Source organism: Streptomyces sp. Y1 (assembly GCF_041053115.1).
GTDB classification, from domain to species: Bacteria; Actinomycetota; Actinomycetes; order Streptomycetales; family Streptomycetaceae; genus Kitasatospora; species Kitasatospora rubellomurina.
This window is the reverse complement of the sequence record NZ_CP163445.1, coordinates 5668741-5694003: the sequence shown is the minus strand read 5'-3', so window position 1 is coordinate 5694003 and position 25263 is coordinate 5668741. Positions and strand designations below refer to the sequence as shown.

Sequence of the window (25263 nt, the reverse complement as noted above, 5' to 3'; positions counted from 1 at the left end):
CGCCGGTATCGTACGGCTCACCCGGCTCCCCCACCCCCGAGAAGGTGCCCGTGCTCTGGCCGCTGATCGCCCTGCTCGCCACCGCCGCGGGCGTCCTCGCGGTCGGCTGGATCGTCGACCAGGCCCTCCAGCGGATCAGCGCGAACCACCCCGAGGCCCCGGTCTGGTCGCTCCTGCGCCGCTCCCGGATCCCCCTCCAACTCGCCCTGGTGTCAGCCCTGTTGCTCGTCACCAATCCGGGCGGGCGGATCTTCCGCCGGCAGGACGACGACGGCGCCCACCACCTCGTCCTGCTGCTCCTGCTCGCCTCCCTCGGCTGGCTCACCGTCCGCGTGGTGGCCGCCGTCCTGGAGGCGCTGCTCGGCCGCTACGAGCGGACGGTCTCCGACGACCCGGCCCGCGTCCAGCGCGTCCACACCCAGATCAGCATGCTGCGCCGGGCGGTCAGCGCGGTGATCGTCGTGGTCACCGCGGCCGTGATGCTGCTGACCTTCTCCGCCATGCGCACCCTCGGCGCCAGCCTGCTCGCCTCGGCCGGCATCATCGGCATCGTGGCCGGCATCGCCGCCCAGAGCACCCTGGGCAACTTCTTCGCCGGCCTGCAGATCGCCTTCGGCGACACCGTCCGGATCGGCGACACCGTGGTGGTGGACGGCCAGCAGGGCACGGTCGAGGAGATCACCCTCACCTACCTGGTGGTCCGGCTCTGGGACTACCGCCGGCTGATCGTCCCGGTCTCCTACTTCGTCAGCAAGCCGTTCGAGAACTGGACCCGCCGCGACCCCGGCCTGCTCGCCGCCGTCCTGCTCCACCTCGACCACAGCACCCCGGTCGACGCCCTTCGCAGCGCCCTGCACGCCTACCTGGAACAGCACCCGCTCTGGGACGGCGCCGAGTGGGCCCTCCACGTCACCGACACCACCCCCAGCACCATCGTCGTCCGCGCCACCATGACGGCCCGCAACCCCGACGACGCGGCCCGGCTCCGCTTCGACATCCGCGAACACCTCGTCGCCCACCTCCGCGACGAGCACCCCCAGGCCCTGCCCCGCCTGCGCACCACGCCCGAGTAGCACGAAGCCCCGCGCCCCGAAAGGGGCGCGGGGACGGCGCGACCAGCCGTGCACTCAGCCGCGGGCCCGCTCATCACGGAACCCCGGCCCCCGAAGGGCTAGAGCACCCTCGTCATCGTCCGGTGCGGAATCCCGGCGTCGTCGTACACCGGGCCGTCCGCCGCGTACCCCAGCCGCTCGTAGAACCCGAGCGCCTGCACCTGCGCGTGCAGCTCGACCTCGACGCCCCCGCGCTCGGCCCCGGCCGCCTCGATCGCCCGCACCAGCGCGGCCCCGAGCCCGGTGCCCCGCGCGGCGGCCCGGACGGCGAGCCGCCCGAGCAGCACCCGCCCCTCGACGCCCCCGGTCAGCTCGGCCGCCTGCGCGCCGAAGATCAGCCGCCCGGTGCCCAGCGCCGTCCCGTCCTCGGCCAGCGCCAGCACGTGCACCGCGGTGGCGTCGTACTCGTCGTACTCCAGCTCCTCCGGCACGTTCTGCTCGACGATGAACACGTCCCGGCGGACGGCCCGCACCAGCGCGAGGTCCGCCTCCCCCCGGGCGGTCCGCAGGACGAATCCCATCAGCTCTCGGCCGCGATGACGTCGAGCGCCTTGCGCAGGTCGTCTGAGTACTCGCTGTGGAACTCGACCCACTGCCCGTCCGCCGGGTGCTCGAAGCCGAGCGAGACGGCGTGCAGCCACTGCCGGGTGAGCCCGAGCCGCTTGGCCAGCGTCGGGTCGGCGCCGTAGGTGAGGTCGCCGACGCAGGGGTGCCGCAGCGCGGACATGTGGACGCGGATCTGGTGGGTGCGCCCGGTCTCCAGCTTGATGGCGAGCAGCGAGGCCGCCCGGTACGCCTCGATGAGGTCGTAGTGGGTGACGGACGGCTTGCCGTCGCGCGTGACGGCCCACTTCCAGTCGGAGCTGGGGTGCCGCCCGATCGGCGCGTCGACGGTCCCGCTCATCGGGTCCGGGTGCCCCTGGACCAGCGTGTGGTACCGCTTCTCGGTGATCCGGTCGTGGAACTGCCGCTTGAGGTCGGTGTACGCCCGCTCGGACTTGGCGACGACCATCAGGCCGGAGGTGCCGACGTCCAGCCGGTGCACGATGCCCTGCCGCTCGGCCGCGCCCGAGGTCGAGATCCGGTAGCCGGCGGCCGCGAGCCCGCCGATCACGGTGGGGCCGGTCCAGCCGGGGCTGGGGTGCGCGGCGACGCCGACCGGCTTGTCGACGAGCACGATGTCCTCGTCGTCGTGGACGATCCGCATGCCGTCGACCGGTTCGGCGACGATCTGGACCGGGGCGGCGGGGGCCGGGATCTCGACCTCCAGCCAGGCGCCGGCGGTGACCCGGTCCGACTTGCCGGCCACCGCGCCGTCGAGCGTCACCTTGCCCTCGGCGGCCAGCTCGGCGGCCTTGGTCCGGGAGAACCCGAACATCCGGGCGAGGGCGGCGTCGAGGCGCTCGCCCTCCAGGCCGTCGGGTACGGGGAGGCTGCGGATCTGCGCTGCGGTACTCACCCGTACGAGTATGCCGGAAACGCGGCCCACGCCTCCCATCGGAGGCCGGCCGCCCTCCCGCTACTCCTTCTCGTCCTTCTCCGCCTGCTGGTGGACGGTCCCGTCCGGGTTGCTGCCCCGGAAGGAGAGGAGGACGACGAGGATCCCGCCGCAGACGATCGCCGAGTCGGCGAGGTTGAACACAGCGAAGTGCTGGACGGAGATGAAGTCGACGACGTGCCCGCGGAAGACGCCCGGCGTGCGGAACAGCCGGTCGGTGAGGTTGCCCAGCGCCCCGCCGAGCAGCAGTCCGAGCGCGATCGCCCAGGGCAGGCTGTACAGCCGGCGGGCGATCCGCCAGATGACGACGATGACGGCCGCGGCGATCATCGTGAAGACGACGGTGAGCGCCTGCCCCATGCCGAAGGCCGCGCCGGAGTTGCGGATCACCTGGAAGGTGACGACCTCGCCGACCACCTTGATCGCCGCGTGGTTCTCCAGCCGCGCCACGACCAGCAGCTTGCTGCCGAGGTCGATCAGGAAGGCGAGCACCGCGATGACCAGCAGGACGCCGATCCGCCGCGGGCCCTTGGGCTTCTCCGCCGCCGTGGCCCCGTTCGCGGGTGCCGCCTCCGCCGGCTCGGCGGGATCGGCCACGGGCACCTCCACGTCATCGGCGGGGTTCGGGACGGCGTCGTCCCAGGTCTGGGGGGAACCTTGCGTACTGATGATCCGCTCCGCTGCCGATGGAGTTCCCCCGGTCCGGAGCCGGAGGAGGTGCTGGGGGCCGACGCCCGCCCGAAATCACCCGGTCCAGCCGGTCCGGGCACGCCGGGCGACGTCACGGGGTCGAGCGTACGGCAAGCCCGACCCCCCGCGTCGCCCCGGTGACCCGGTTCAGCGGCGTTCCTGCTTGGCCTTGCACTGCACGCAGAGCGTCGCCCGGGGGAAGGCCTGCATCCGGGCCTTGCCGATGGCCTGGCCGCAGGACTCGCAGATGCCGAAGCCGACGCCCTCCAGCCGCTCCAGCGCCCGCTCGGTCTGGGCGAGGCTGTCGCGGGCGTTGTTGGCCAGGGCCAGTTCGCTCTCCCGCGAGATGTTCTTCGTACCGGCGTCGACCTGGTCGTCGCCGGCTCCGTCGTTGGAGTCGCGCATCAGGCCCGCGATGGCGGCGTCGGCGGCGTCGATCTCGCCGCGCAGCCGCTCCAGGTCGCTGATCAGCTCGTCGTGCAGCTCGTGGACCTCGTCGGCGGTCCACGGCTCCTCGCCGGGCCGGACCGGCAGCGTGGCCGGATCGACGGACTCGGCGCCACGCGGAACGGTCACGGTGTCGGTGCCGCTCTTCGGTGCGGTTGTGGTCACAATCCCCTCCCCTGGATCGACCGCCACGGCCTTGCGTGCCCGCTTGGTGGCGGTACCCGCGCCGGTTCCCTTCTCAGCCATGGCTTCGACCCCATCTACGAACGAATCGAGCCGCCGGTTCCCGGCGGCCTCCAGTGCCGGAACGATAATCCCGATCAAAACCGGTCACAACATGACATACCGACGCCTCACAACGATCCCACCCAGGCAGCCGCCCCAGCCACCACGCCCCTCGCGCTAGCAAGGTTGTGCCCAGATCACCCCCGCCTAACCACCTCCCGAAACCGCCCCTGACCGGGCCCGGAGCCGCGTGGCGGAATCGACTTGCCGCGGGCCGATACACTGGCCCTTGCAAGGCGCAGATGGGACGAGTACCGACGTACGCAGCCACCAGCGACCCGGGGACGGTGCGAGCCCGGGGGTGTGCACGGCGGGAAGATCACCCCGGAGCCGCCGGAAGAACGGCCGCCACCAGGCGGCCCACTAGACCCGGCAGCAACCCCAAACAAGAGGGCCGCAGCGCACCACCGCGGCCAAGGAGGGTGGTACCGCGGGTCGGCGAAGGCCGTCTCGTCCCTCCGGAGGATCCAGTCCCAGCATCCGCCGGAGGTAGACGCCCGCGATGAGCAGCTCCTACAACCCCGTCCCGGCGCAGGTGGACCTGCCTGCCCTGGAGCACCAGATCCTGTCGTTCTGGCAGGACAACAAGATCTTCCAGCGCAGCCTGGAGCAGTCCGAGGGCCGCCCCGAGTGGGTGTTCTACGAGGGCCCGCCGACCGCCAACGGCATGCCCGGCGCCCACCACATCGAGGCCCGCGTCTTCAAGGACGTCTTCCCCCGCTACCGGACGATGAAGGGCTACCACGTCGCCCGCAAGGCCGGCTGGGACTGCCACGGCCTCCCGGTCGAGCTGGCCGTCGAGAAGGAGCTGGGCTTCTCCGGCAAGCAGGACATCGAGGCGTACGGCATCGCCGAGTTCAACGCCAAGTGCCGCGACTCGGTGACCCGCCACACCGACGCCTTCGCCGAGCTGACCACCCGCATGGGGTACTGGGTCGACCTCGACGAGGCCTACCGGACGATGGACCCCTCGTACGTCCAGTCCGTCTGGTGGTCGCTCAAGCAGATCTTCGACAAGGGCCTGCTGGTCCAGGACCACCGGGTCGCCCCCTGGTGCCCGCGCTGCGGCACCGGCCTGTCCGACCACGAACTGGCCCAGGGCTACGAGACCGTCGTCGACCCCTCGGTCTTCGTCCGCTTCCCGCTGACCAGCGGCCCGCTGGCCGACCGGGCCGCCCTGCTGGTCTGGACCACCACCCCGTGGACCCTGGTCTCCAACACCGCCGCCGCCGTCCACCCGGAGGTCACCTACGTGGTGGCCACCGACGGCACCGAGCGACTGGTCGTCGCCGAGCCGCTGGTCGCCAAGGCCCTCGGCGAGGGCTGGGAGACCACCGGCGAGTCCTTCACCGGCGCCGAGATGGAGCGCTGGGCCTACCGGCGCCCGTTCGACCTGGTCGAGATCGAGGACGCGCACTACGTCCTCAACGCCGACTACGTCACCACCGAGGACGGCACCGGCATCGTCCACCAGTCCCCCGCCTTCGGCGCGGACGACCTCGCGACCTGCCGCAAGTACGGCCTGCCGGTGGTCAACCCGGTCCTCGCGGACGGCACCTTCGCCCCCGAGGTCCCGCTGGTCGGCGGCCAGTTCTTCAAGAAGGCCGACGAGGCCCTGGTCGCGGACCTCAAGGAGCGCGGCCTGCTCTTCCGCCACCTGCCGTACGAGCACAGCTACCCGCACTGCTGGCGCTGCCACACCGCGCTGCTCTACTACGCGCAGCCGTCCTGGTACATCCGGACCACCGCCGTCAAGGACGCGCTGATCCGCGAGAACGAGGCCACCAACTGGTTCCCGGAGACCGTCAAGCACGGCCGCTTCGGCGACTGGCTGAACAACAACATCGACTGGGCGCTCAGCCGCAACCGCTACTGGGGCACCCCGCTGCCGATCTGGCGCTGCGAGGAGGACCACCTCACCTGCGTCGGCTCGCTGGCCGAGCTGTCCGAGCTCACCGGCACCGACCAGAGCGGCCTCGACCCGCACCGCCCGTTCATCGACGACGTGACCTTCGCCTGCCGCGACTGCGGCGGCACCGCCACCCGCGTGCCCGAGGTCATCGACGCCTGGTACGACTCGGGCTCGATGCCCTTCGCCCAGTACGGCTACCCGTACCAGAACAAGGAGCTGTTCGAGAAGCGCTACCCGGCGCAGTTCATCTCCGAGGCGATCGACCAGACCCGCGGCTGGTTCTACACGCTGATGGCGGTCGGCACCCTCGTGTTCGACAAGAACAGCTACGAGAACGTCGTCTGCCTGGGCCACATCCTGGCCGAGGACGGCCGCAAGATGTCCAAGCACCTGGGCAACATCCTGCAGCCGATCCCGCTGATGGACCAGCACGGCGCCGACGCGGTCCGCTGGTTCATGGCGGCCGGCGGCTCGCCCTGGTCGGCCCGCCGGGTCGGCCACGGCACGATCCAGGAGGTGGTCCGCAAGACCCTCCTCACCTACTGGAACACCGTCGCCTTCCAGGCCCTGTACGCCCGCACCGCGAACTGGGCGCCGTCCGCGAGCGACCCGGCCCCGGCCGACCGCCCGCAGCTGGACCGCTGGGTGCTCTCCGAGCTGAACACCCTGGTCCGCGAGGTCGACGCCGCCTTCGAGGCCTACGACACCCAGCGCGCCGGCAAGCTGCTCTCCGGCTTCGTCGACGACCTGTCCAACTGGTACGTCCGCCGCGGCCGCCGCCGCTTCTGGCAGGGCGACGCCGCCGCGCTCGCCACCCTGCACGAGGCGCTGGAGACGGTCACCCGTCTGATGGCCCCGCTCACCCCGTTCATCACCGAGCGGGTCTGGCAGGACCTGGTCGTCCCGGTCGCCCCGGACGCCCCGGCCTCGGTGCACCTGTCGACCTGGCCGGTCGCCGACGAGGCGCTGATCGACGCCGAGCTCTCCAAGCACATGGCGCTGGTCCGCCGCCTGGTCGAACTGGGCCGGGCCACCCGTGCCGAGTCCGGCGTGAAGACCCGCCAGCCGCTGTCCCGCGCGCTGGTCGCGGCCCAGGGCTGGGAGGAGCTGCCCGCCGACCTGCGCGCGCAGATCGCCGAGGAGCTCAACGTCGCCGCCCTGGAGTCGCTCGCCGAGGTCGGCGGCTCCCTGGTCGACACCAGCGCCAAGGCCAACTTCCGTGCGCTGGGCAAGCGCTTCGGCAAGGGCGTCCAGGACGTCGCCAAGGCGGTCGCCGCCGCGGACGCCGCTCGGCTCGCCGCCGACCTGCGCGCCTCGGGCACCACCTCCGTCGACCTGGACGGCGAGACGATCGCCCTCTCCCCCGACGAGGTGATCATCACCGAGACCCCGCGCGAGGGCTGGGCCGTCGCCAACGAGTCCGGCGCCACCGTCGCCCTCGACCTGGCCATCACCCCGGAGCTGAAGCGCCTCGGCATCGCCCGCGACGCCATCCGCCAGATCCAGGAGGCCCGCAAGAACTCCGGCCTCGACGTCGCCGACCGCATCGTCCTTCGCTGGCGCGCCGCCAACGAGGAGACCGCCGAGGCCATCGCCGAGCACGGCCCCCTCGTCGCCGAGGAGGTCCTCGCCACCGACTTCGCCGCCGGCGCGGCCGACTGGGCCTCCGAGTCCTTCACCGACGAGTCCCTCGGCCTGACCTTCCAACTCCGCAAGGTCTGACCCGCACCACCGGAACCGCCGCCCCGCTCCCCGGAGCCGGGCGGCGGTTCCTTTTGTTCCGCGCCCTCCCCCGATCAGGCTCCCGAAGAACCAAAAGGGCGCCCCCTCCCCGACCCGGAGGTCGGAGAGGGGGCGCCCTCGAAGAGCCGAGCTACAACCTCAGTTGTCGCCGTCCTCGTCGATCAGGAAGCCCCGCATCGGCGCCGGAGCCTGCTGCATCGGCTGCGGCGGCTGCGGCCGGACGGCCGCCATCGGCTGGGTCATCCCGGCCGGCTGCATCTGGGGAGCCCCGCTGCCGCCGCCCGCCTGCCCGCCGAAGCTGGGCGCCGGCGCGTTCCCGCCGAAGGAGTTCTGCCCGCCGAAGGACGGCGTGCTGCCCCCGAAGGACGGCTGGTTCCCACCGAAGGACGGTGCACCGGAGCCCATCGCACCGGCACCGGCCGGCGCCATCGACGAGGCCGCCGGCGGCAGCGACGCGGTGGCGGGGATCCGCGGCGGGGCGAGCGAGTCGTCGGCCTGCGACTCCAGCTGGCGCAGCTGGGTCTCCAGGTACGACTTCAGGCGCGTCCGGTACTCACGCTCGAACGCCCGCAGGTCCTCGACCTTGCGCTCCAGCGTGGCGCGGGCCGACTCCAGCGACCCCATCGCGACCCGGTGCTTCTCCTGCGCGTCCCGCTCCAGCGCGTCGGCCTTGGCGCGGGCGTCCCGCTCCAGGCCCTCGGCGCGGCTGCGCGCCTCGCCGACGATCTTGTTGGCCTCGGAGCGGGCCTCGGAGATCGCCTGGTCGGCGGTCTGCTGCGCGAGCGCGAGCACGCGGGCAGCGCTGTCGCCGCCGGGGGCCTGCTGCTGCATCGGGCCGGGGCCGCCGAGCGGGCCGCCCATCTGCTGCGGCGCGCCCATGGGGCCGCCCATCGGCTGCATCTGCTGCTGGCCCATGCCCTGGCCCATCGGGTTGCCCATCTGCTGCGGGCCACCGGGGCCGCCCATGGGCTGGAGCATCTGACCGCCCATCGGCTGGACCAGCTGCTGCTGGCCGCCCATGGTCTGGTTCATCTGCTGCTGCGGGCCGCCCATCGGACCGCCGGGGGCGGCCGGGAGCTGCGGGGCGCCGGAGGGCAGGCCGAGGGGCTGGTTGCCCATCTGCTGCTGCGGACCGCCGGGGCCCATCTGCTGGGGACCACCCGGGCCCATCTGCTGCGGTCCACCCGGGCCCTGCTGGCCGGGGACCGGCGGGCCGGATATGGCGGCCGGCACCGGAGCGCCACCCTGACGGGGCGCCTCCTGCGGCGGTTCCTTCCGCATGTTGGCCTGGTTCTGCGCGGCGGCGCGAGTCGCGGCGGCCAGCTTGGCCCGCAGGTCCTCGTTCTCCCGGAGGAGGCGGGTCAGCTCCGCCTCGACCTCGTCGAGGAAGGCATCGACCTCGTCCTCGTCATAGCCTTCACGCAGGCGGACGGTCGTGAACTGCTTGTTCCGAACGTCCTCGGGGGTCAATGGCATCTCTTCACCTCAACGTGATCGTCGGCACACCGGCATCCTGTCGCATCGCTCACCTACGACTAGGGGTGCACAAGCGAGATCAGGACATACACAATGATCATCAGTACGAAGAAGGACAGGTCGACTGCCACGCCACCGAAACGCAACGGCGGGATGAACCGCCGAAGAAGCTTGAGCGGCGGATCCGTGACAGTGTACGTGGCCTCCAGGACCAGGACCATGGCCTTGCCGGGCCGCCACGAACGGGCGAACTGGAACACCCAGTCCATCACCAGCCGCACGAGCAGGAACACCAGGAAGACGAGCAGGGCGTAGTAGAGCACCGCCCACACGACGTTCATCGCGCTTCCCTCTCCCCGGTCGCGGCCCTGGGGCCGGCCTCTCGCTCGTCACCTGTCGTTGACCCACTGTTGATCAGATCCACACGTAAAGTCGTGGCCGGGTCAGCTCTGGTTGAAGAACCCACCCTCGGCGATCCGAGCCTTGTCCTCCGCCGTGACATCGACGTTAGCAGGCGACAGCAGGAACACCTTCTGTGTCACGCGCTCGATACTGCCGTGCAGACCGAAGACGAGTCCAGCGGCGAAGTCTACGAGCCGCTTCGCGTCCGTGTCGTCCATCTCGGTCAAATTCATGATCACCGGGGTGCCGCCACGGAACTGTTCCCCGATGGTACGGGCCTCGTTGTAGGTCCGCGGGTGCAGCGTGGTGATGCGGTAGGGCTCTCGTTCGTTCACTACCTTGGGCATGATCACCGGGGCGCTCTTCTCCAGGTTGTGGCGGCGTTCGGGTGTGATGGACGACACTGGGGCCATCCTCGGGGTCTCCTGCCGGATCGGCACCGCGGCCGGGACGGGCTGGGGGGTGATCGAGGAGACCGGAGCGGGCGCGGCGGCCGGCCGCGGAATGTCCTCGGTCCGCTGGCCCGTGCGGATCGGCTCGGGGTCCGCGTCGTAGTCGTCGTCGGGGTCGTACCCCTGGCCGTCGTACGTCTCGTCCTCCACGAGGCCGAGGTAGACCGCCATCTTGCGCATCGCGCCGGCCATGCTCCTGTCTCCTCCGCTTGTGGTGGACCGCCGGGCCACGGCCCTGCTCAGCGGATTCCGCAGTCCCCCCACGACGGCGCGTCAGGTCGACGACCTGTCAGAGTTCGTGGAGTGGGGGCCGCGGAGCTGCGATCCACGGTTCGCTAGCCGCCCCGAGGAGCTGCTAGATTCTGTCCTATTTTGTCCTGCAGTCTGATCTACTTACCCGGTGACGTTACCTGAGGGGTGACCTCACTCCGAGTACCGCCGTTCCGACGCGCACATGTGTCGCACCGGCGGCAATCGCCTGCTCCAGGTCCCCGCTCATCCCTGCGGAGACCATGGTGGCAGCCGGATGGGCCGCCCGTACGGCGGTTGCGATTTCCGCCAGCCGATCGAAGGCCCGGGCGGGGTCGCCGGCCAGCGGACCGGCCAGCGGAGCGACGGTCATCACACCGTCAAGTCGCAGCCCGGGCGTGTCGGCGATCGCGTCGGCCAGTTCGGCGACGTCCTCCGGCGCGACCCCGGCCCGGTGCTCGCCCTCTCCGTGCTCCTTGTCGAGCGCCACCTGCACCAGGCAGCCCAGCTCCGGCCGCTCGGCCTTGAGCACCGCCGCCGAGAGCGACTCGACCAGCCGCGGCCGGTCCACCGAGTGCACGTGGTTCGCGTACCGGACGACCGAGCGGACCTTGTTGGTCTGCAGCTGCCCGACGAAGTGCCAGTCAAGAGGAAGGTTTCTGCACTGCTCCGCCTTGGGCGCGGCGTCCTGGTCGCGATTCTCCGCGACGTCCGTCACCCCCAGTCCGGCCAGCAGTGCGGTGTCCTCGGCCGGGTAGGTCTTGGTGACGACGATCAGCGTGACCTCCCCGCGCGGGCGCCCGGCGGCCGCGCAGGCGTCCACGATCCGGCGTTCGACCACGTCGAGGTTGGTCCCCAGTTCCTCGTACCGGGCCCGCTGGCCCTCCGTCAGCGCGGCCGAGAACTCCGCGCTCCCCGGGAACGGTCCGTAGATGTCGTTCGTCATCACTGTTCAGAGCCCAACCAGACGTAGCTCGCGAGCCGGCCCGTGCGCTGCTCACGGCGATAGGAGTAGTGATCGGCGGATTCGAGGGTGCAGACCGGTGAGCGCACCAGTCCGGTGACCCCCACCGCGGCCAGCTGGGCCGCGACTCCCTCCGGCACGTCCAGGGCCGGCGTTCCCCACGAGGTCTCGGCGAACGCCTCCGGCACCACGGCGGCGACCTCGGCGCGCAGTTCGGCCGGCACCTCGTAGCAGCGGCCGCAGACCGCGGGGCCGGTGGCGGCGGTGATCCGCGCCGGCTCGGCCCCCAGTTCGACCATCGCCCGCACGGCCGCGGGCACCACGCCGGCCGCCAGCCCGGGCCGGCCCGCGTGGGCCGCGCCCACCACGCCCGCCACCGGGTCGGCCAGCAGCACCGGGGTGCAGTCGGCGGTCAGGACGGCCAGCGCGAGCGGCCGGTCGGTGACCACCGCGTCGACGGTGGGCGCCTGGCCGAGCGGCTGGCGCCCGGTCACCACGGCGACCTCGGCCCCGTGCACCTGGTTCATCCACACCACGTCGGCCGGGTCCAGCCCCAGCTCCCGGGCGGCGATCGCCCGGTTCTCCCGGACGGCCCCGGGGTCGTCCCCCACCGCGCCACCGAGGTTCAGCGCCCCGTACGGCGAAGTGCTCACCCCGCCCCACCGGTCGGTGAAGGCGAAGTGAGCACCGTCGCGTACCGCGTGATCGATCACTTAAGGAAGTCCGGCACGTCGAGCTCCTCGGCCGGGCTCTCCACGAACGGCTGCCGGGCGGGCTGCACCTGCGGCGGCACCGGGGCGGCCGCGGTGGTGGTGGCCGGGGTCTCGGTCGCACGGGCGGGCGTCGAGGACTCCCCCTCCGACCGGGACGTCACCGAGCCGATGCCGCCGTACGACGGCCGGCCGGCCGGGCGCTCCGGGGCGGCCGGCGGCGTGGCCGGGGCCGAGGCGGTGGCCTTGACGACCGGGTCGCGGACGATCGCCGGCGGCTGCCCGCCGTCGAAGCCGGCCGCGATGACGGTGACCCGGACCTCGTCGCCGAGCGCGTCGTCGATGACGGCGCCGAAGATGATGTTCGCCTCGGGGTGCGCGGCCTCGCTGACCAGCTGGGCCGACTCGTTGATCTCGAACAGGCCGAGGTCGGAGCCGCCCGAGATGGACAGCAGCACGCCGCGGGCGCCGTCGATCGAGGCCTCCAGCAGCGGCGAGGAGATCGCCATCACGGCGGCCGCCTTGGCACGGTCCTCGCCGCGGGCCGAGCCGATGCCCATGAGCGCCGAGCCGGCGTCCGACATGACGGACTTGACGTCGGCGAAGTCGAGGTTGATCAGACCCGGGGTGGTGATCAGGTCGGTGATGCCCTGGACACCGGAGAGCAGGACCTGGTCGGCCGAGCGGAACGCGTCGAGCACGCTGACCTGGCGGTCCGAGATGGACAGCAGCCGGTCGTTGGGGATCACGATGAGGGTGTCGACCTCTTCGCGCAGGCTCGCGATGCCGTCCTCGGCCTGGTTGGCCCGGCGACGGCCCTCGAAGGTGAACGGGCGGGTGACCACACCGATGGTCAGCGCGCCCAGCGAGCGGGCGATGTTGGCGACGACGGGCGCGCCGCCCGTGCCCGTGCCACCGCCTTCGCCGGCGGTCACGAAGACCATGTCGGCCCCCTTGAGGACCTCCTCGATCTCCTCGCGGTGGTCCTCGGCGGCCTTGCGGCCTACCTCGGGGTTGGCGCCGGCGCCGAGGCCCCGGGTGAGTTCACGGCCCACATCGAGCTTGACGTCGGCGTCGCTCATGAGGAGGGCCTGCGCATCGGTGTTGATCGCGATGAACTCGACGCCCTTGAGACCGACCTCGATCATCCGGTTGATGGCGTTGACACCACCGCCGCCGATACCGACGACCTTGATGACTGCGAGGTAGTTCTGCGGTGCTGCCACGTCGAAGGCCTCTCGCCTCGAGATTCCGGGTCGGTCCGACCCGGTGAAGGGGACGTAAACCGACGGATGTCGATGGGTAGGGAGCCTGGTTTCTGACTGAATGTCTGAAATGCCGACCACCGACCCCAACCCTAAACTTGACCTTTAGGGTTAGTCCTGTGCCTCCGTCACATCACCAAGGGACACAGTCTGGTGACACAGGACACTAGGTGGCCCTGGGCACGTGTTTCAACGAACACGCCGAGCTTCCCTTTTTCTTTTGAGCCTATGTGATCATCGGCCGGCATACGAAACCGGGGTGACCACCAAGGGTCGGGCCGACACTCCAAGGCGTCAACCCCTCCCTCAGCCACAGAACCTACCGGATCATCCGGACACTGCCGGCGCCTCCGGCGCACTCACGTCGAAGTTCGTGCCCTTCTGGTTCAGCAGTGCCACCAGGACCCGCGCTTTTCGGTCGTTCTGCTCCGGGCTCCCCCAGCGCACCGTCGCACCCCCGCTGAGCTGCAGTTCGATGTCGTCGTACGAGTGCACCAGCACCGAGCCGGCCCGCTTGGCCACCTCGGGCGGCAGCCCGGCGGCCACCGCCACCGCACCCTGCACGAGCTGCGGACGGGAGATCACTCCGTCCACGTCCTTCGCCTGCTGACTGAGCCGCAGCTCCACCACCGGCACGCCCTCCGGCGGGGCCGCCTCGGTGGCGAAGCTCACGCCGGTGGCGTCCACCTGGGTGAACTGGCCGTCCTCCCCCTTGACAGCGGCCGCGGCGGTACGCTGGACGATCTTCACCTGCAGGGTGTGCGGCCAACCCCGCCACACCTCGGCCTTGGCCACCCGGGGAATCGCCTCCACCCGCTGCCGGACGCCGTCCAGGTCCACCCGGGCCAGCGGTCCGCCGGCCAGGCCGCCGATCGCGTCCCGGACCTGGTCCGACGTCAGCTTGTCGTCCGTCGCGCCCTGGACGGCGACGTCGCGCACGTCCAGCACCGAGGAGAGGAACACCAGCCAGGCCAGCACGCCCAGCACCGCGGCGCCGAGCACGCTCAACACCACGATGCCCCGCCGGGAGAGCCGGAGGCGAGGAGCGGGCTCCTCGTCCTCCAGCTCGCTGTCCAGCGGGTCGGCGAGCCGGCCGTCAGCCACGGCGGCGGCCGCCGCGGTGGGCCTGGATGGCCTCGTAGACCATGCCGACCAGCAGGTCGTCGGCGTCCCGGCGGCCGAACTCGGCGGCGGCGCGGCTCATGTCCCACAGCCGCTGCGGGTCGGTGAGCACCGGCAGCACGTTCTGCAGCACCCAGTCGGAGGTCAGCTCGGCGTCGTCCACCAGCAGGCCCCCGCCGGCCTTGACCATCGGCTGGGCGTTCAGCCGCTGCTCGCCGTTGCCGATCGGCAGCGGCACGAAGGCGGCGGGCAGGCCGACCGCGGCCAGCTCGGCGACCGTCATGGCGCCGGCCCGGCACAGCATCAGGTCGGCCGCCGCGTAGGCGAGGTCCATCCGGTCGATGTACGGCACCGGGCGGTACGGCGGCATCCCGGGGACGTCCGCGACCTGCGGCAGCTCGTTCTTCGGGCCGACCGCGTGCAGGATCTGCACGCCGTACTGCTGCAGCCGCGGAGCGATCGCGGTGATCGTCTCGTTCAGCCGGCGCGCGCCCTGCGAGCCGCCGGAGACCAGCAGGGTGGGCAGCCGCTGGTCGAGGCCGAAGTACTGGCGGGCCTCGGGGCGGGAGGCGTTCCGGTCCAGGGTGGCGATGGTGCGGCGCAGCGGGATGCCGATGTAGCGGGAGTCCCGCAGCTTGCTGTCCGGGGTGGAGACCGCGACGAAGTCGGAGTAGCGGGCGCCGATCTTGTTGGCCAGGCCGGGGCGGGCGTTGGCCTCGTGCACGACGATCGGCACGCCGGCCCGCTTGGCGGCCAGGTAGGCGGGCATCGCGACGTAGCCGCCGAAGCCGACGACGCAGTCGGCGTTGACCCGCTCGATGATCTCCTGGGCGGCCCGGACGGTCCCGCGCAGCCGGCCGGGGACGGTGATCAGCTCGGGGGTGGGCTTACGGGGCAGCGGGACGGCCGGGATCAGCTCCAGCTGGTAGCCGCGCTCGGGTACCAGCCGGGTCTCCAGACCCCTCTCGGTGCCCAGGGCGGTGATCCCGACGGACGGGTCGTGCCTGCGGAGGGCGTCCGCGAGGGCCATGGCCGGCTCGATGTGACCGGCGGTCCCCCCGCCGGCGAGTACGACATGCACCGAAATTCACCGCTCCCTGCGTGCCGGCCCCGGGGCCGGGCGCGCTGTGGTTCGTCGTCGTGGCAGCACCCGGGCCAGTCGCTTCCTGATCCGGGAGTTCTTGCTCCGGGCGGCCAGGGCCGCCTTCGCGCCCGAGGAGCTGCGCGCCAGGCACAGCAGCACTCCGATCGCGGACATGGCCGACAGCATGGCGGAACCGCCGTAGGAGAACAGCGGGAGCGGGACGCCCGCGATCGGCAGCAGTCCCAGCGCCGACCCCAGGTTGATCATGGCCTGCGCCATGATCCAGGTGGTGGCGGCTCCCGCGGCGTACCTGACGAAGGGGTCCTTCGTACCGATGGCCACACGGATACCCGCGTAGCCTAGTGCCGCGAAGAGACCGATCACCGACAGCGTCCCCACGAGGCCGAGTTCCTCGCCGGTCGCGGCGAAGATGAAGTCGGTGTGCGCCTCGGGCAGTTGCCCCCACTTCTCCACGCCGGCGCCGAGGCCGGTGCCGAAGCCGCCGCCGAGGGCGAACGAGTAGACGCCGTGCAGGGCCTGGAAGCAGGCGCCGTCCGGGTCGAGCTTGGTGATGCCGATGCAGCCCAGGCGCTCCGCGCGGTGCGGGACGGTGATCACCAGGGCGGTGCAGACCACCACCGCCACCCCGAGGGTGGCGACGAACAGCCGCAGCGGTGCGCCGACCATCCAGAGCAGCGCGAAGACCATGGCCACCAGGATCATCGAGGTGCCCATGTCGCCGCCGATCATGATCAGCGCGAGCAGCAGCAGGGCCCCCGGCACCAGCGGCACCAGCAGGTGCTTCCACGAGCCGAGGGTGCCGGTCCGCTGCTTGCGGGCGAGCAGGTCGGCGCCCCAGAGCACCAGGGCGAGCTTGGCGAACTCGGAGGGCTGGAACTGGAAGAAGCCGAAGTCCAGCCAGTTCTGGTTGCCGTTGATCCGCACCCCGACGCCGGGGACCGCGACCAGCGCGAGCGCGCCGATCACGCCGAACATCACCGGGTAGACGATCACCCGCAGCACCGCCACCGGGACGGAGGCGAAGCCGACCAGCAGGACGAGGCCGAGGATGGCCGCGATCAGCTGCTTGAGGAAGTAGTACTGGGCGGTGTGGTGCTGGTTCAGGGCGAGGATCTGCGAGGCCGAGAAGACCATCATCAGGCCCAGCACGACCAGCAGCAGGACGGTGCCGAGGATCAGCAGGTAGGGCGTGAGCGGCCGGTCCAGCCAGTACCCGACGCGGAGCCGGAAGGCCCGCAGCCGGGCCAGCGGACCGGCCGACTTGTACTTGGTCGTGGTGGCGGAGATCACGCGCCACGGCTCGGCGGCGTCCCGCTCCCCCACGCCGGATTCCGCCCTGCCCTGCCCCGCCACGCCGCCCCTACCCGTTCCTTCTCGAGCCCCTGACCGCCAGCGGCCCTAGCCGTTCGCCAGCTCCCGCACGGCCGCCGCGAAGAGGTCGCCGCGCTCGCCGTAGTTGGTGAACATGTCCATCGAGGCGCAGGCCGGCGCCAGCAGCACCGTGTCACCCGATCGAGCGAGCGATGCGGCCGTTCGAACGATCTCGGCCATCGCCACCGCGCCAGTCTGGCCCTCGGCCGCCTCGATCACCGGCACATCCGGAGCGTGTCGCTCCAGCGCCTCCCGGATCAGCGCGCGGTCCTGGCCGATCAGCACCACCCCGCGCAGCCGCTCGGCCGCGCCCTGGACGAGGTCGTCGAAGGTCGCGCCCTTGGCCAGGCCGCCGGCGATCCAGACGATCGGCCGGAAGGCGGCCAGCGAGGCGGCGGCGGCGTGGGTGTTGGTGGCCTTGGAGTCGTCGACGTAGGCGACCTCGCGGACGGTGGCGACCTCGGCGATCCGGTGCGCGTCCGGGCGGAAGGCCCGCAGGCCCTCTCGGACGGCCTTCGGCTCGACCCCGTAGGCCCGGGCCAGCGCCGCCGCGGCGAGCGCGTTGGCGATGTTGTGCGGGGCCGGCGGGTTGACGTCCTCGACGGAGCCCAGCTCGGCCGCGTTCTTGGCCCGGTCCTCGACGAAGGCGCGGTCCACCAGCAGGCCGTCCACCACGCCGAAGTTCGACGGGCTCGGCGCGCCGAGGCCGAAGCCGACCGCCCGGCAGCCCTCCTCGACGTCGGCCTCGCGGACCAGCGCCTCGGTGGCCGGGTCGGCCAGGTTGTACACGCAGGCGACGACGTTGCCCTCGTAGATCCGGCCCTTGTCGGCGGCGTACGCCTCCATCGAGCCGTGCCAGTCCAGGTGGTCGGGGGCCAGGTTGAGCACGGCCGCCGAGTACGGGCGCAGCGAGGGCGCCCAGTGCAGCTGGTAGCTGGACAGCTCGACGGCGAGCACGTCGTACGGCTCCTCGGCGAGGACCGCGTCCAGCACCGAGACCCCGACGTTGCCGACCGCGGCGGTGCGCTTGCCCGCGGCGGTGAGGATCGAGGCGAGCATCTGGACGGTGGTGGTCTTGCCGTTGGTGCCGGTGACGGCCAGCCAGGGGGCCGGCTCGCCGGTGGCCGGCAGCGGCTTGCGCAGCCGCCAGGCCAGCTCGACGTCGCCCCAGACCGGGACGCCGGCCGCCTCGGCGGCGGCGAACAGCGCGCTGTCGGGGGCCCAGCCGGGCGAGGTGACGATCAGCCGGGTGCCCTCGGGCAGGCTCGCGCCGTCGCCCAGGCGCACGGCGACGCCGAGTGCCTCCAGCTCGGCGGCGCGGGCCTTCAGGCCCTCGCCGCTGCCGCCGTCCACGACGGTGACGGCGGCGCCGAGGCCGCGCAGCACGCGCGCGGCGCTGATGCCGGAGACGCCGAGCCCGGCGACCACGACGGGAAGGTCGGCAAACTCCAACTTGATCACCTGGGGATTGTTCGTCATCCGGTCCGGTATCCCGCGTAGAAGAGGCCGAGGCCGACGGCCACGCACAGGCCCTGGATGATCCAGAAGCGGACCACGACCAGGACCTCGCTCCAGCCCTTGAGTTCGAAGTGGTGCTGCAGGGGTGCCATCTTGAACACGCGCTTGCCGGTCATCCGGAAGGAGCCGACCTGGATGATCACCGACAGGGTGATGATCATGAAGAGGCCGCCGAGCAGGATGAGCAGCAGCTCGGTGCGCGAGCAGATCGCCAGGCCGGCCAGCGCGCCGCCGAGGGCGAGCGAGCCGGTGTCGCCCATGAAGATCTTGGCGGGCGAGGTGTTCCACCAGAGGAAGCCGAAGCAGGAGCCCATCAGGGCGGCGGCCACCACGGCGAGGTCCAGCGGGTCGCGGACGTCGTAGCAGCTGACGGTGGCGGTGGCGGCGTAGGCGCAGCTCTGCCCGTACTCCCAGACGCCGATGAAGGTGTAGGCGCCGAAGGCCATCACCGAGGCGCCGGTGGCGAGGCCGTCCAGACCGTCCGTCAGGTTCACGCCGTTGGAGGTGGCGGCGATCATGAAGTAGGCGAAGATGACGAACAGCACGGGGCCGATCGCCCACTTGAAGTCGCGCACGAAGGACAGCGATTCCGAGGCCGGGCTGAGTCCGCGGCTGTCGTGGAACTGCAGGGCCAGGATGGCGAAGGCGAGGCCGACGATGGACTGGCCGGCCAGCTTGGCCTTGGCCCGCAGGCCGAGCGAGCGGCGCTTGACGACCTTGATGTAGTCGTCCAGGAAGCCGACCAGGCCGAGGCCCGCGGTCAGGAAGAGCACCAGCAGCCCGGAGGCGGTCGGGGCCTCGCCCGTTATCGCCTTGGTCCCGAAGTAGGCGATCAGCGTCGCCAGGATGAAGGCGATGCCGCCCATGGTGGGCGTGCCCTTCTTGCTGTGGTGCGCCTTGGGGCCGTCGTCGCGGATGTACTGGCCGTAGCCGCGCCGGGCGAGCAGCTTGATCAGGGCGGGGGTGCCGACCAGCGAGAGGATCAGGCCGATCATCCCGGAGAAGAGGATCTGCTTCATCATCGGGCAGCACCGTCCGCCAGGAGGGCCTCGGCCACCTTCTCCAGCCCCACCGAACGGGACGCCTTCACCAGGACCACATCCCCCGGCCGCAGCTGACTGCGCAGCAGCTCGACCGCCGCGTCCGCGTCGGACACCAGCACCGACTCCTCACCCCACGAACCTTCGTTCCTCGCGCCGAGTTCCATGCAGGCCGCCTCGCGTCCGCCGACCGCCACCAGCTTGGTGACGTCCAGCCGGACGGCGAGCCGTCCGATGGCGTCGTGCTCGGCCAGGCTGTCCTCGCCGAGCTCCCGCATCTCGCCGAGCACCGCCCAGGTGCGGCGGCGCTCCGGGCCCCGGCCCCCCATCGAGACCAGCGCCCGCAGCGCGGCCCGCATCGAGTCGGGGTTCGCGTTGTAGGCGTCGTTGACGACGGTGACACCATCGGCCCGGTCGACGACCTCCATGCGCCAGCGGGACAGCGCACCCGCCTCGCCCAGGGCTGCCGCGGTGTCGTCGACGGACATCCCGAGCTCCATCGCCACCGCGGCGGCGGCGAGGGCGTTCGAGACGTGGTGCTCACCGTACAGGCGCAGCTGCACGGGCGCGGAACCGGCCGGGGTGGTGAGCGTGAACGATGGCCGTCCGGTGGCGTCCAGACGAACTCCGGTGGCCCGCACGTCGGCGTCCGGGGACTCGCCGAAGTACACGACCTTCGCCCTGGTCCGGGTCGCCATGGCGCGCACCAGCCGGTCGTCCGCGTTGAGGATCGCGGTGCCGTGCGCGGGCAGCGCCTCGACGATCTCGCCCTTGGCCTCGGCGATCGCCTCCTGCGAGCCGAACTCGCCGACGTGCGCGGTGCCGACGTTCAGCACCAGGCCGATCCGGGGCGGGGTGATCGAGGTGAGGTACTCGATGTCGCCCTTGTGCCGGGCGCCCATCTCCATGACCAGGTGCCGGGTGCCGGCCTCGACCCGCAGCGCGGTCATCGGGTGGCCGATCTCGTTGTTCAGCGAGCCGGGCGGGTAGACGGTCTCGCCGAGGCGCCGGAGCAGCTGGGCGATCAGGTCCTTGGTGCTGGTCTTGCCGGCCGAGCCGGTCAGCGCGACCACGGCGGTGTCCTCGGCGCGGGCGACCACGGCGCGGGCCAGCTTGCCGAGCGCGTCCACCACACTGTCGACCAGGACGGCGGGCACGCCGACCGGGCGGGAGGCCAGCACCGCGACGGCGCCGGCGGCGACCGCCGTGTCCGCGTAGTCGTGGCCGTCCACGTGCTCGCCGACGAAGGCCGCGAACAGGCCGCCGGGGCTCACCTTGCGCGAGTCGACCTCGACCGGGCCGGTGACCAGGGTGTCCGGGTCGGCGCCGTCCAGGGAGCCCCCGACTGCGGCGGCCACCTCGGCGAGGGTCAGTGCGATCACTGCTGCTCTACTCCTCGGTCGCCCCGGGCGGCCGTGGCCCGCGCGATCGCCTCGCGCAGCACCTCCCGGTCGTCGAAGGGGCGGATCTCGTCTCGTACGTACTGGCCGAGCTCGTGGCCCTTGCCGGCCACCAGCACGGTGTCCCCGGCCTGCGCGCGGGCGACGGCGAGGCGGATCGCCTCGGCCCGGTCGGGGACGACCAGGACGGCCCCGCGCTCGGCCTCGGGCACCGCGGCGGCGCCGGTCAGCATGCTGGCGAGGATCGCCAGCGGGTCCTCGCTGCGCGGGTTGTCGCTGGTCAGCAGGGCGGTGTCGGCGAGCCGGGCGGCGATGTCGCCCATCGGGCCGCGCTTGTGCGGGTCGCGGTCGCCGCCGCAGCCGACGACGACGTGCAGCCGGCCCTTGGTGACCTCGCGCAGCGAGGCGAGGACGGCCCGCAGGGCGTCCGGCTTGTGCGCGTAGTCGACGACGGCGACGTACGGCTGCCCGGCGTCCACCCGCTCCAGCCGGCCCGGCACGCCGGGGACGGCGGCGACGCCGGCCACGGCCCGCTCCAGCGGCAGCCCGGCGGTGACCAGCGCGGTGATCGCGGCGAGCGCGTTGGCGACGTTGAACGGGCCGGGCAGCGGGACGGCGGCGTCGGCCTCGGCGCCGTCCGGGCCGAGCACCCGGAAGGTGGAGCCGGCCGGCCCGAGCTGGACGTCCACGGCCCGCCAGTCGGCCTCGGCGGCGCCGGTCGCGGAGAAGGTGGTCATCGGGATCTCGGCCTCGGCGGCGAGCCGGCGGCCGTACTCGTCGTCCAGGTTGGCCACGCCGCGGCGGGACTTGCCGGGCTGGAAGAGCCGGGCCTTCGCCTGGAAGTAGTCCTCCATGTCCGGGTGGAAGTCGAGGTGCTCGGGGGTGAGGTTGTTGAACAGCGCGACGTCGTACGCCACCCCGTCGGTGCGGCCGAAGACCAGGGCGTGGCTGGAGACCTCCATGGTCACCGCGTCGGCGCCGCGCTCGGCCATCACGCCGAGGATCGCGTGCAGGTCGGTGGCCTCGGGGGTGGTGCGCTCGCTCTTGATCCGCTCGGCGCCGACCCGCATCTCGACGGTGCCGATCACGCCGGGGCTGCGCCCCGCGCCGCGCAGACCGCCCTCGACCAGGTAGGAGGTGGTGGTCTTGCCGTTGGTGCCGGTCAGCCCGATCATCAGCAGCCGCTCGGACGGGTGGCCGTAGACGATCGCGGCCAGCTCGCCCATCCGGGCCCGCGGCCGGTCGACGACCAGCAGCGGCAGGCCGGTGCCGGCCGCCAGCTCGGCCCCGGCCGGGTCGGTGAGCACGGCCACCGCGCCGGCGTCCGCGGCCTTGGCCGCGAAGGCCGCGCCGTGGTGGTTGGCGCCCGGGAAGGCCACGTACACGTCGCCCGGGCGCACCGCGCGGGAGTCGTGGGTGACGCCGGTGACGGCGCCGCCCTCGACGGGCGGCAGGCCCAGCCGGGCGGCCAGCTCGGCGAGCGGCAGGGCGGCGGTCCCGGTCGGGCGGGGCGGACTCACGGTGGTTTGATCGGGTTTCGGCACGGCGGGAAGGCTATCCGCCGAAGGGCGTCCAGGGCCAAACCGGCCCTGCGCCGCGCCGTCGTCCCGCCCGGTCCGCTGGTTGCTCATCCGCGCTCACGGCTTCCAGTCGACGGCCAGGTTCGGCGCCTGGCTGCCGCTCGGCGGGACCTGCATGGTCTTCAGGGTGAACTCCATCACCTGCTTGAACACCGGCCCGCACAGCTGGCCGCCGAAGTGCCCGTTGACCGGGCCCTGGAGGGTGCAGGAGACGGTGTACCGGGGGGCGTCGGCGGGGGCGAAGCCGATGAACGAGGCGGTGTAGCCGTCGTAGCCGACCCCGTTGGCGGCCCCCCGGTTGGCCGTGCCGGTCTTGCCGGCGACCCGGTAGCCGGGGATCGCGGCCTTGCCGCCGGTGCCCTGCTCGTCGTCGACGACCGACTCCAGCATCGAGGTGAGGGTCTTGGCGGTCTGCTCGCTGACCACCTGGGTCCGCGCCCCCGGCGGCGTCGGGGTGTACGTGCCGTCCGGGCCGGTGACGCCCTGGACGATGCTGGGCGCGACCCGCACCCCGCCGTTGGCGATGGTCGAGTACACCGACGTCGCCTGCAGGGCGTTCATCTGCATCGGGCCCTGGCCGAAGGAGATGTTGTACTTCTCCGAGGCGACCAGGTCCTCCGGCTTCTTGAGCTTGCCCGGGGTCTCCCCCGGGAAGTTCAGACCGGTCGGCTGGGCCACCCCGAACTTGCGCATGTAGCCGTCCAGCACCTGGTTGGCCTTCAGCTGGTCGCCGTCGCCGAGGGTCTCGATCGCCTCGATGGTGCCGATGTTCGAGGACTTGGCCAGCACCCCGGCCAGGGTCAGGTACCAGGTGCCGTGCTCGACGTCGTCCTTGAACTGCTGCCCGGCCCGGACCAGCGGGTACGGCACCGTCACCTTGGTGTCCCAGTTGGCCTTGCCGGTGTCCAGCACGGCGGCCAGGCTCATCAGCTTGGCGGTGCTGCCCGGCTCGTACGCGTCCTGGAGCGCGGCGTTGCCCAGCTGGGACTGCTTGGCGCTGGACAGGTCGCCCGGGTTGAAGCCGGGCGCGGTGGCCATCGCGAGGACCTGGCCGGTCTTCACGTCCTGGACGACGACGTAGCCCTTCTCCGCGCCGGAGTTGGCCACCTGGTCGGTGATCGCCCGCTGGGCGGCCCACTGGATGTCGCGGTTGATGGTCAGCCTGATGTCGCTGCCGGGCACGGCGGGCTCGCGCGAGCCGCCCGCGGTGGGCACCAGCCGCCCGCCCGCCTGGGCGTAGCTGCTGTGGCCGTCCTTGCCGGCGAGCTGCTTCTGGAACTGCAGCTCCAGGCCGCCCGCGCCCTCGCCCTCGCCGTTGACGAAGCCGACCAGGTTGGCGGCCAGCCCGCCGGCCGGGTAGATCCGCTTCTGGGTCTCCCGGTTGAACACCCCGGCGAGCGGGTTGGCGCACTCGTTGTCGATCCGGGTGCGCCCGCCCTGCTCGGCGGGCTTGGTCAGGAGCTTGCGCTGCGCCTGGCAGGTGCGCGAGCCGGCCTGCTTCTCCAGGCTCGCCTTGAGGTCGCTGATCTGGTTCTTGGCGGCCGGGGTCTGCTGGGCGGCGAGCCGCTTGTAGCGGGTCTTGGGGGTGTGCAGGTCGGCGGCGATCTTCTCCTTGGACACGCCGAGGATCGGCGCCAGCAGCGCGGCGGCCTGCTCCGGGGCGTCCGGGATGCCGGTCGACTCCGGGGTGAACATCGCCGGGTCGGCGGTGATGTCGTACGCGTCGACGGTGGCGGCCAGCGCGACGCCGTCCGAGGACGTTATCGAGCCGCGCTCGGCGGTGATCGGGATGTTCTGGTAGCGGTTGGTGTTGGCGTCGGCGGCCAGCGCGTCGGAGTCCAGCAGCTGGAGCTGCACCAGCCGCCCCGCGAACACCGAGAACACCAGCGACATCACCACGGTGATCACCCGCAGCCGGCGCTTGGGCTCGGCCAGCCGCAGGGCCTTGGGCCGCTGCGGCAGCCGCGGCTTCGGGCGCGGCCGGACGGCGGCCTGGCCCCGGGCCGGCGGGCGGCCCTCGGGGCGGCGCTGCTGCGGCGCGCGGGGGGTACGGGCGGCGGCGGCCTTGGCGGGCTGCGCCTTGGCGGCGGGGCCGCGGCCGGGCTGCGCCGACCGGGCGGGCTGGCCCTTCGGCGCCGCGGGTCTCGCGGCGGCGGCCTTCGCGGACGCGGGCTTCGCGGACTGCCCCCGGACCGGCTGCCCCTTCGCGGGCTGCGGCTTCGCGGGCTGGCCCTTGGCCGGCTGCGGCCGGCCGGTGGCGGAGCGCTCGCGCGGCACGCCCTGGCGCGGGGCGCCGGCGCGGGGCGGCTGGCGGCGGCCGCTGCCGGAGCCGTTGCCGGATCCGGAGCCGCCGGAGGGCTGGCGGGGCGTGGTCACCGGGCCGCACCCCCGCTGTGCTGCGGCTGCGCGGGCGCGGCCGGGGTAGCCGGGGCGGCGGGGTTGAGCTGGACCACCGGGTCACTGCTCGACGCCGCCGGGCTGGGCGCACCGGAGGGCGCGGCCGCCGGGGCGGTCGCCGGCGGGGTCGGCTGACCACTCGGCTGGCCGCCCGCCTGCGGCGCGGGCTTCATCGGCCACGGCTCGGCCGTCGAGCGCTTCACCGGCGGGCTGTCCTGGGCCGGCCCGGGCGTGCCGAGCACCTTGCCGCCGTTCGGGACGTCCAGGAAGGCCATCCCGCCGGCCGGCACCATGCCCAGCTCGGCGGCCCGCTTGGCCAGCGCGTCCGGCGCCGAGGACTGGTCGATCTCGTGCTGGAGGCCCTGCTGCTCGTCGGTGGCCTTGGTGGTCTGCTTCTGCAGCCGGGACAGCTCGAAGGAGCCCTCGTTGAGGGCGGTGTTCAGCGCCAGCAGCCCGAACAGCCCGCCGGCCAGCAGCACCACCACGAGCACGGCGAACGGCGTGCGCCCCCGTACCGGGCGCCGC

The 25263-nt window shown here is 72.5% G+C and carries 21 protein-coding genes; 2 read left to right on the top strand and 19 right to left on the bottom strand.

What is annotated here, in order from left to right:
- Nucleotides 1–50: 50 nt before the first annotated feature.
- Nucleotides 51–1073 carry a mechanosensitive ion channel family protein gene (locus AB2U05_RS24695; RefSeq protein WP_369184274.1) on the top strand — a complete coding sequence of 341 codons (1023 nt, stop codon included), beginning with the start codon at nucleotides 51–53 and terminating at the stop codon, nucleotides 1071–1073.
- 98 nt (nucleotides 1074–1171) lie between these two features.
- Here the strand turns inward: AB2U05_RS24695 and AB2U05_RS24690 are convergent, their stop codons facing one another.
- The 4 genes from AB2U05_RS24690 to AB2U05_RS24675 form a co-directional block, all read right to left on the bottom strand.
- On the bottom strand, nucleotides 1172–1633 hold the full coding sequence (locus tag AB2U05_RS24690; protein WP_045692121.1) for a GNAT family N-acetyltransferase: 462 nt from the start codon (nucleotides 1631–1633) through the stop codon (nucleotides 1172–1174).
- Nucleotides 1633–2571, bottom strand: coding sequence for an RluA family pseudouridine synthase (locus AB2U05_RS24685; protein WP_045692122.1), 939 nt, complete (start codon nucleotides 2569–2571; stop codon nucleotides 1633–1635). The genes AB2U05_RS24690 and AB2U05_RS24685 overlap by 1 nt, the downstream gene beginning before the upstream one ends.
- 60 nt (nucleotides 2572–2631) lie before the next feature.
- Nucleotides 2632–3207 carry a signal peptidase II gene (gene lspA, locus AB2U05_RS24680; protein WP_244178570.1) on the bottom strand — a complete coding sequence of 192 codons (576 nt, stop codon included), beginning with the start codon at nucleotides 3205–3207 and terminating at the stop codon, nucleotides 2632–2634.
- Nucleotides 3208–3447: 240 nt separating this feature from the next.
- Nucleotides 3448–3912 carry a TraR/DksA family transcriptional regulator gene (locus AB2U05_RS24675; RefSeq protein WP_244178571.1) on the bottom strand — a complete coding sequence of 155 codons (465 nt, stop codon included), beginning with the start codon at nucleotides 3910–3912 and terminating at the stop codon, nucleotides 3448–3450.
- A 622-nt stretch (nucleotides 3913–4534) separates the two neighbouring features.
- Between AB2U05_RS24675 and ileS the strand changes: the two genes are divergently transcribed.
- Complete coding sequence (gene ileS / locus AB2U05_RS24670) at nucleotides 4535–7666, top strand: isoleucine--tRNA ligase (protein WP_369184273.1); 3132 nt, start codon at nucleotides 4535–4537, stop codon at nucleotides 7664–7666.
- Nucleotides 7667–7825: 159 nt separating this feature from the next.
- Here the strand turns inward: ileS and AB2U05_RS24665 are convergent, their stop codons facing one another.
- The 15 genes from AB2U05_RS24665 to AB2U05_RS24595 all read right to left on the bottom strand — a co-directional run bounded on the left by AB2U05_RS24665 (nucleotide 7826) and on the right by AB2U05_RS24595 (nucleotide 25229).
- Entirely contained in the window at nucleotides 7826–9163 is a 1338-nt protein-coding gene (locus AB2U05_RS24665) for a DivIVA domain-containing protein (RefSeq protein ID WP_045692125.1), read from the bottom strand.
- Nucleotides 9164–9222: 59 nt separating this feature from the next.
- Entirely contained in the window at nucleotides 9223–9504 is a 282-nt protein-coding gene (locus tag AB2U05_RS24660; protein WP_045692126.1) for a YggT family protein, read from the bottom strand.
- 102 nt (nucleotides 9505–9606) lie between these two features.
- Nucleotides 9607–10209, bottom strand: coding sequence for a cell division protein SepF (locus tag AB2U05_RS24655; RefSeq protein ID WP_031071810.1), 603 nt, complete (start codon nucleotides 10207–10209; stop codon nucleotides 9607–9609).
- Between the two features lie 214 nt (nucleotides 10210–10423).
- Nucleotides 10424–11212 carry a YggS family pyridoxal phosphate-dependent enzyme gene (locus tag AB2U05_RS24650; RefSeq protein WP_078859510.1) on the bottom strand — a complete coding sequence of 263 codons (789 nt, stop codon included), beginning with the start codon at nucleotides 11210–11212 and terminating at the stop codon, nucleotides 10424–10426.
- The gene (gene pgeF / locus AB2U05_RS24645; protein WP_208615388.1) at nucleotides 11212–11943 is read right to left on the bottom strand and encodes a peptidoglycan editing factor PgeF; all 732 of its coding nucleotides are present in this window, start codon (nucleotides 11941–11943) and stop codon (nucleotides 11212–11214) included. The genes AB2U05_RS24650 and pgeF overlap by 1 nt, the downstream gene beginning before the upstream one ends.
- Nucleotides 11940–13166: a cell division protein FtsZ gene (ftsZ, locus tag AB2U05_RS24640; RefSeq protein ID WP_045692127.1), complete on the bottom strand. Its 1227-nt coding sequence runs from the start codon at nucleotides 13164–13166 to the stop codon at nucleotides 11940–11942. Before ftsZ ends, pgeF begins: the two co-directional genes overlap by 4 nt.
- Nucleotides 13167–13532: 366 nt before the next feature.
- Nucleotides 13533–14309, bottom strand: coding sequence for a cell division protein FtsQ/DivIB (locus AB2U05_RS24635; protein ID WP_052707084.1), 777 nt, complete (start codon nucleotides 14307–14309; stop codon nucleotides 13533–13535).
- Nucleotides 14302–15408 (bottom strand): undecaprenyldiphospho-muramoylpentapeptide beta-N-acetylglucosaminyltransferase, encoded by a 1107-nt coding sequence (murG, locus tag AB2U05_RS24630; protein WP_045692128.1) that lies wholly within the window; start codon nucleotides 15406–15408, stop codon nucleotides 14302–14304. Before murG ends, AB2U05_RS24635 begins: the two co-directional genes overlap by 8 nt.
- A 6-nt stretch (nucleotides 15409–15414) precedes the next feature.
- The gene (gene ftsW, locus AB2U05_RS24625) at nucleotides 15415–16680 is read right to left on the bottom strand and encodes a putative lipid II flippase FtsW (RefSeq protein ID WP_369185990.1); all 1266 of its coding nucleotides are present in this window, start codon (nucleotides 16678–16680) and stop codon (nucleotides 15415–15417) included.
- 150 nt (nucleotides 16681–16830) lie between these two features.
- The gene (gene murD, locus AB2U05_RS24620) at nucleotides 16831–18282 is read right to left on the bottom strand and encodes a UDP-N-acetylmuramoyl-L-alanine--D-glutamate ligase (RefSeq protein ID WP_045692130.1); all 1452 of its coding nucleotides are present in this window, start codon (nucleotides 18280–18282) and stop codon (nucleotides 16831–16833) included.
- Nucleotides 18279–19340: a phospho-N-acetylmuramoyl-pentapeptide-transferase gene (mraY, locus tag AB2U05_RS24615; protein WP_045692131.1), complete on the bottom strand. Its 1062-nt coding sequence runs from the start codon at nucleotides 19338–19340 to the stop codon at nucleotides 18279–18281. Before mraY ends, murD begins: the two co-directional genes overlap by 4 nt.
- Nucleotides 19340–20743, bottom strand: coding sequence for a UDP-N-acetylmuramoyl-tripeptide--D-alanyl-D-alanine ligase (murF, locus tag AB2U05_RS24610; protein WP_045709863.1), 1404 nt, complete (start codon nucleotides 20741–20743; stop codon nucleotides 19340–19342). Before murF ends, mraY begins: the two co-directional genes overlap by 1 nt.
- Nucleotides 20740–22305, bottom strand: coding sequence for a UDP-N-acetylmuramoyl-L-alanyl-D-glutamate--2,6-diaminopimelate ligase (locus AB2U05_RS24605; RefSeq protein WP_045692133.1), 1566 nt, complete (start codon nucleotides 22303–22305; stop codon nucleotides 20740–20742). The genes murF and AB2U05_RS24605 overlap by 4 nt, the downstream gene beginning before the upstream one ends.
- Nucleotides 22306–22398: 93 nt before the next feature.
- A complete protein-coding gene (locus AB2U05_RS24600; RefSeq protein WP_244178572.1) occupies nucleotides 22399–24717 on the bottom strand; it encodes a penicillin-binding protein 2 in 2319 nt (772 codons plus the stop codon).
- The gene (locus AB2U05_RS24595) at nucleotides 24714–25229 is read right to left on the bottom strand and encodes a hypothetical protein (RefSeq protein ID WP_063773431.1); all 516 of its coding nucleotides are present in this window, start codon (nucleotides 25227–25229) and stop codon (nucleotides 24714–24716) included. Before AB2U05_RS24595 ends, AB2U05_RS24600 begins: the two co-directional genes overlap by 4 nt.
- Nucleotides 25230–25263 lie beyond the last annotated feature (34 nt).

Coding starts and splice junctions, on each gene's coding strand:
- AB2U05_RS24690 (WP_045692121.1), bottom strand. CDS start 1,633: ATGGGATTCGTCCTGCGGACCGCCCGGGGGGAGGCGGACCTCGCGCTG.
- ileS (WP_369184273.1), top strand. CDS start 4,535: ATGAGCAGCTCCTACAACCCCGTCCCGGCGCAGGTGGACCTGCCTGCC.
- AB2U05_RS24665 (WP_045692125.1), bottom strand. CDS start 9,163: ATGCCATTGACCCCCGAGGACGTTCGGAACAAGCAGTTCACGACCGTC.
- AB2U05_RS24660 (WP_045692126.1), bottom strand. CDS start 9,504: ATGAACGTCGTGTGGGCGGTGCTCTACTACGCCCTGCTCGTCTTCCTG.
- AB2U05_RS24655 (WP_031071810.1), bottom strand. CDS start 10,209: ATGGCCGGCGCGATGCGCAAGATGGCGGTCTACCTCGGCCTCGTGGAG.
- AB2U05_RS24650 (WP_078859510.1), bottom strand. CDS start 11,212: ATGACGAACGACATCTACGGACCGTTCCCGGGGAGCGCGGAGTTCTCG.
- murD (WP_045692130.1), bottom strand. CDS start 18,282: ATGACGAACAATCCCCAGGTGATCAAGTTGGAGTTTGCCGACCTTCCC.
- mraY (WP_045692131.1), bottom strand. CDS start 19,340: ATGAAGCAGATCCTCTTCTCCGGGATGATCGGCCTGATCCTCTCGCTG.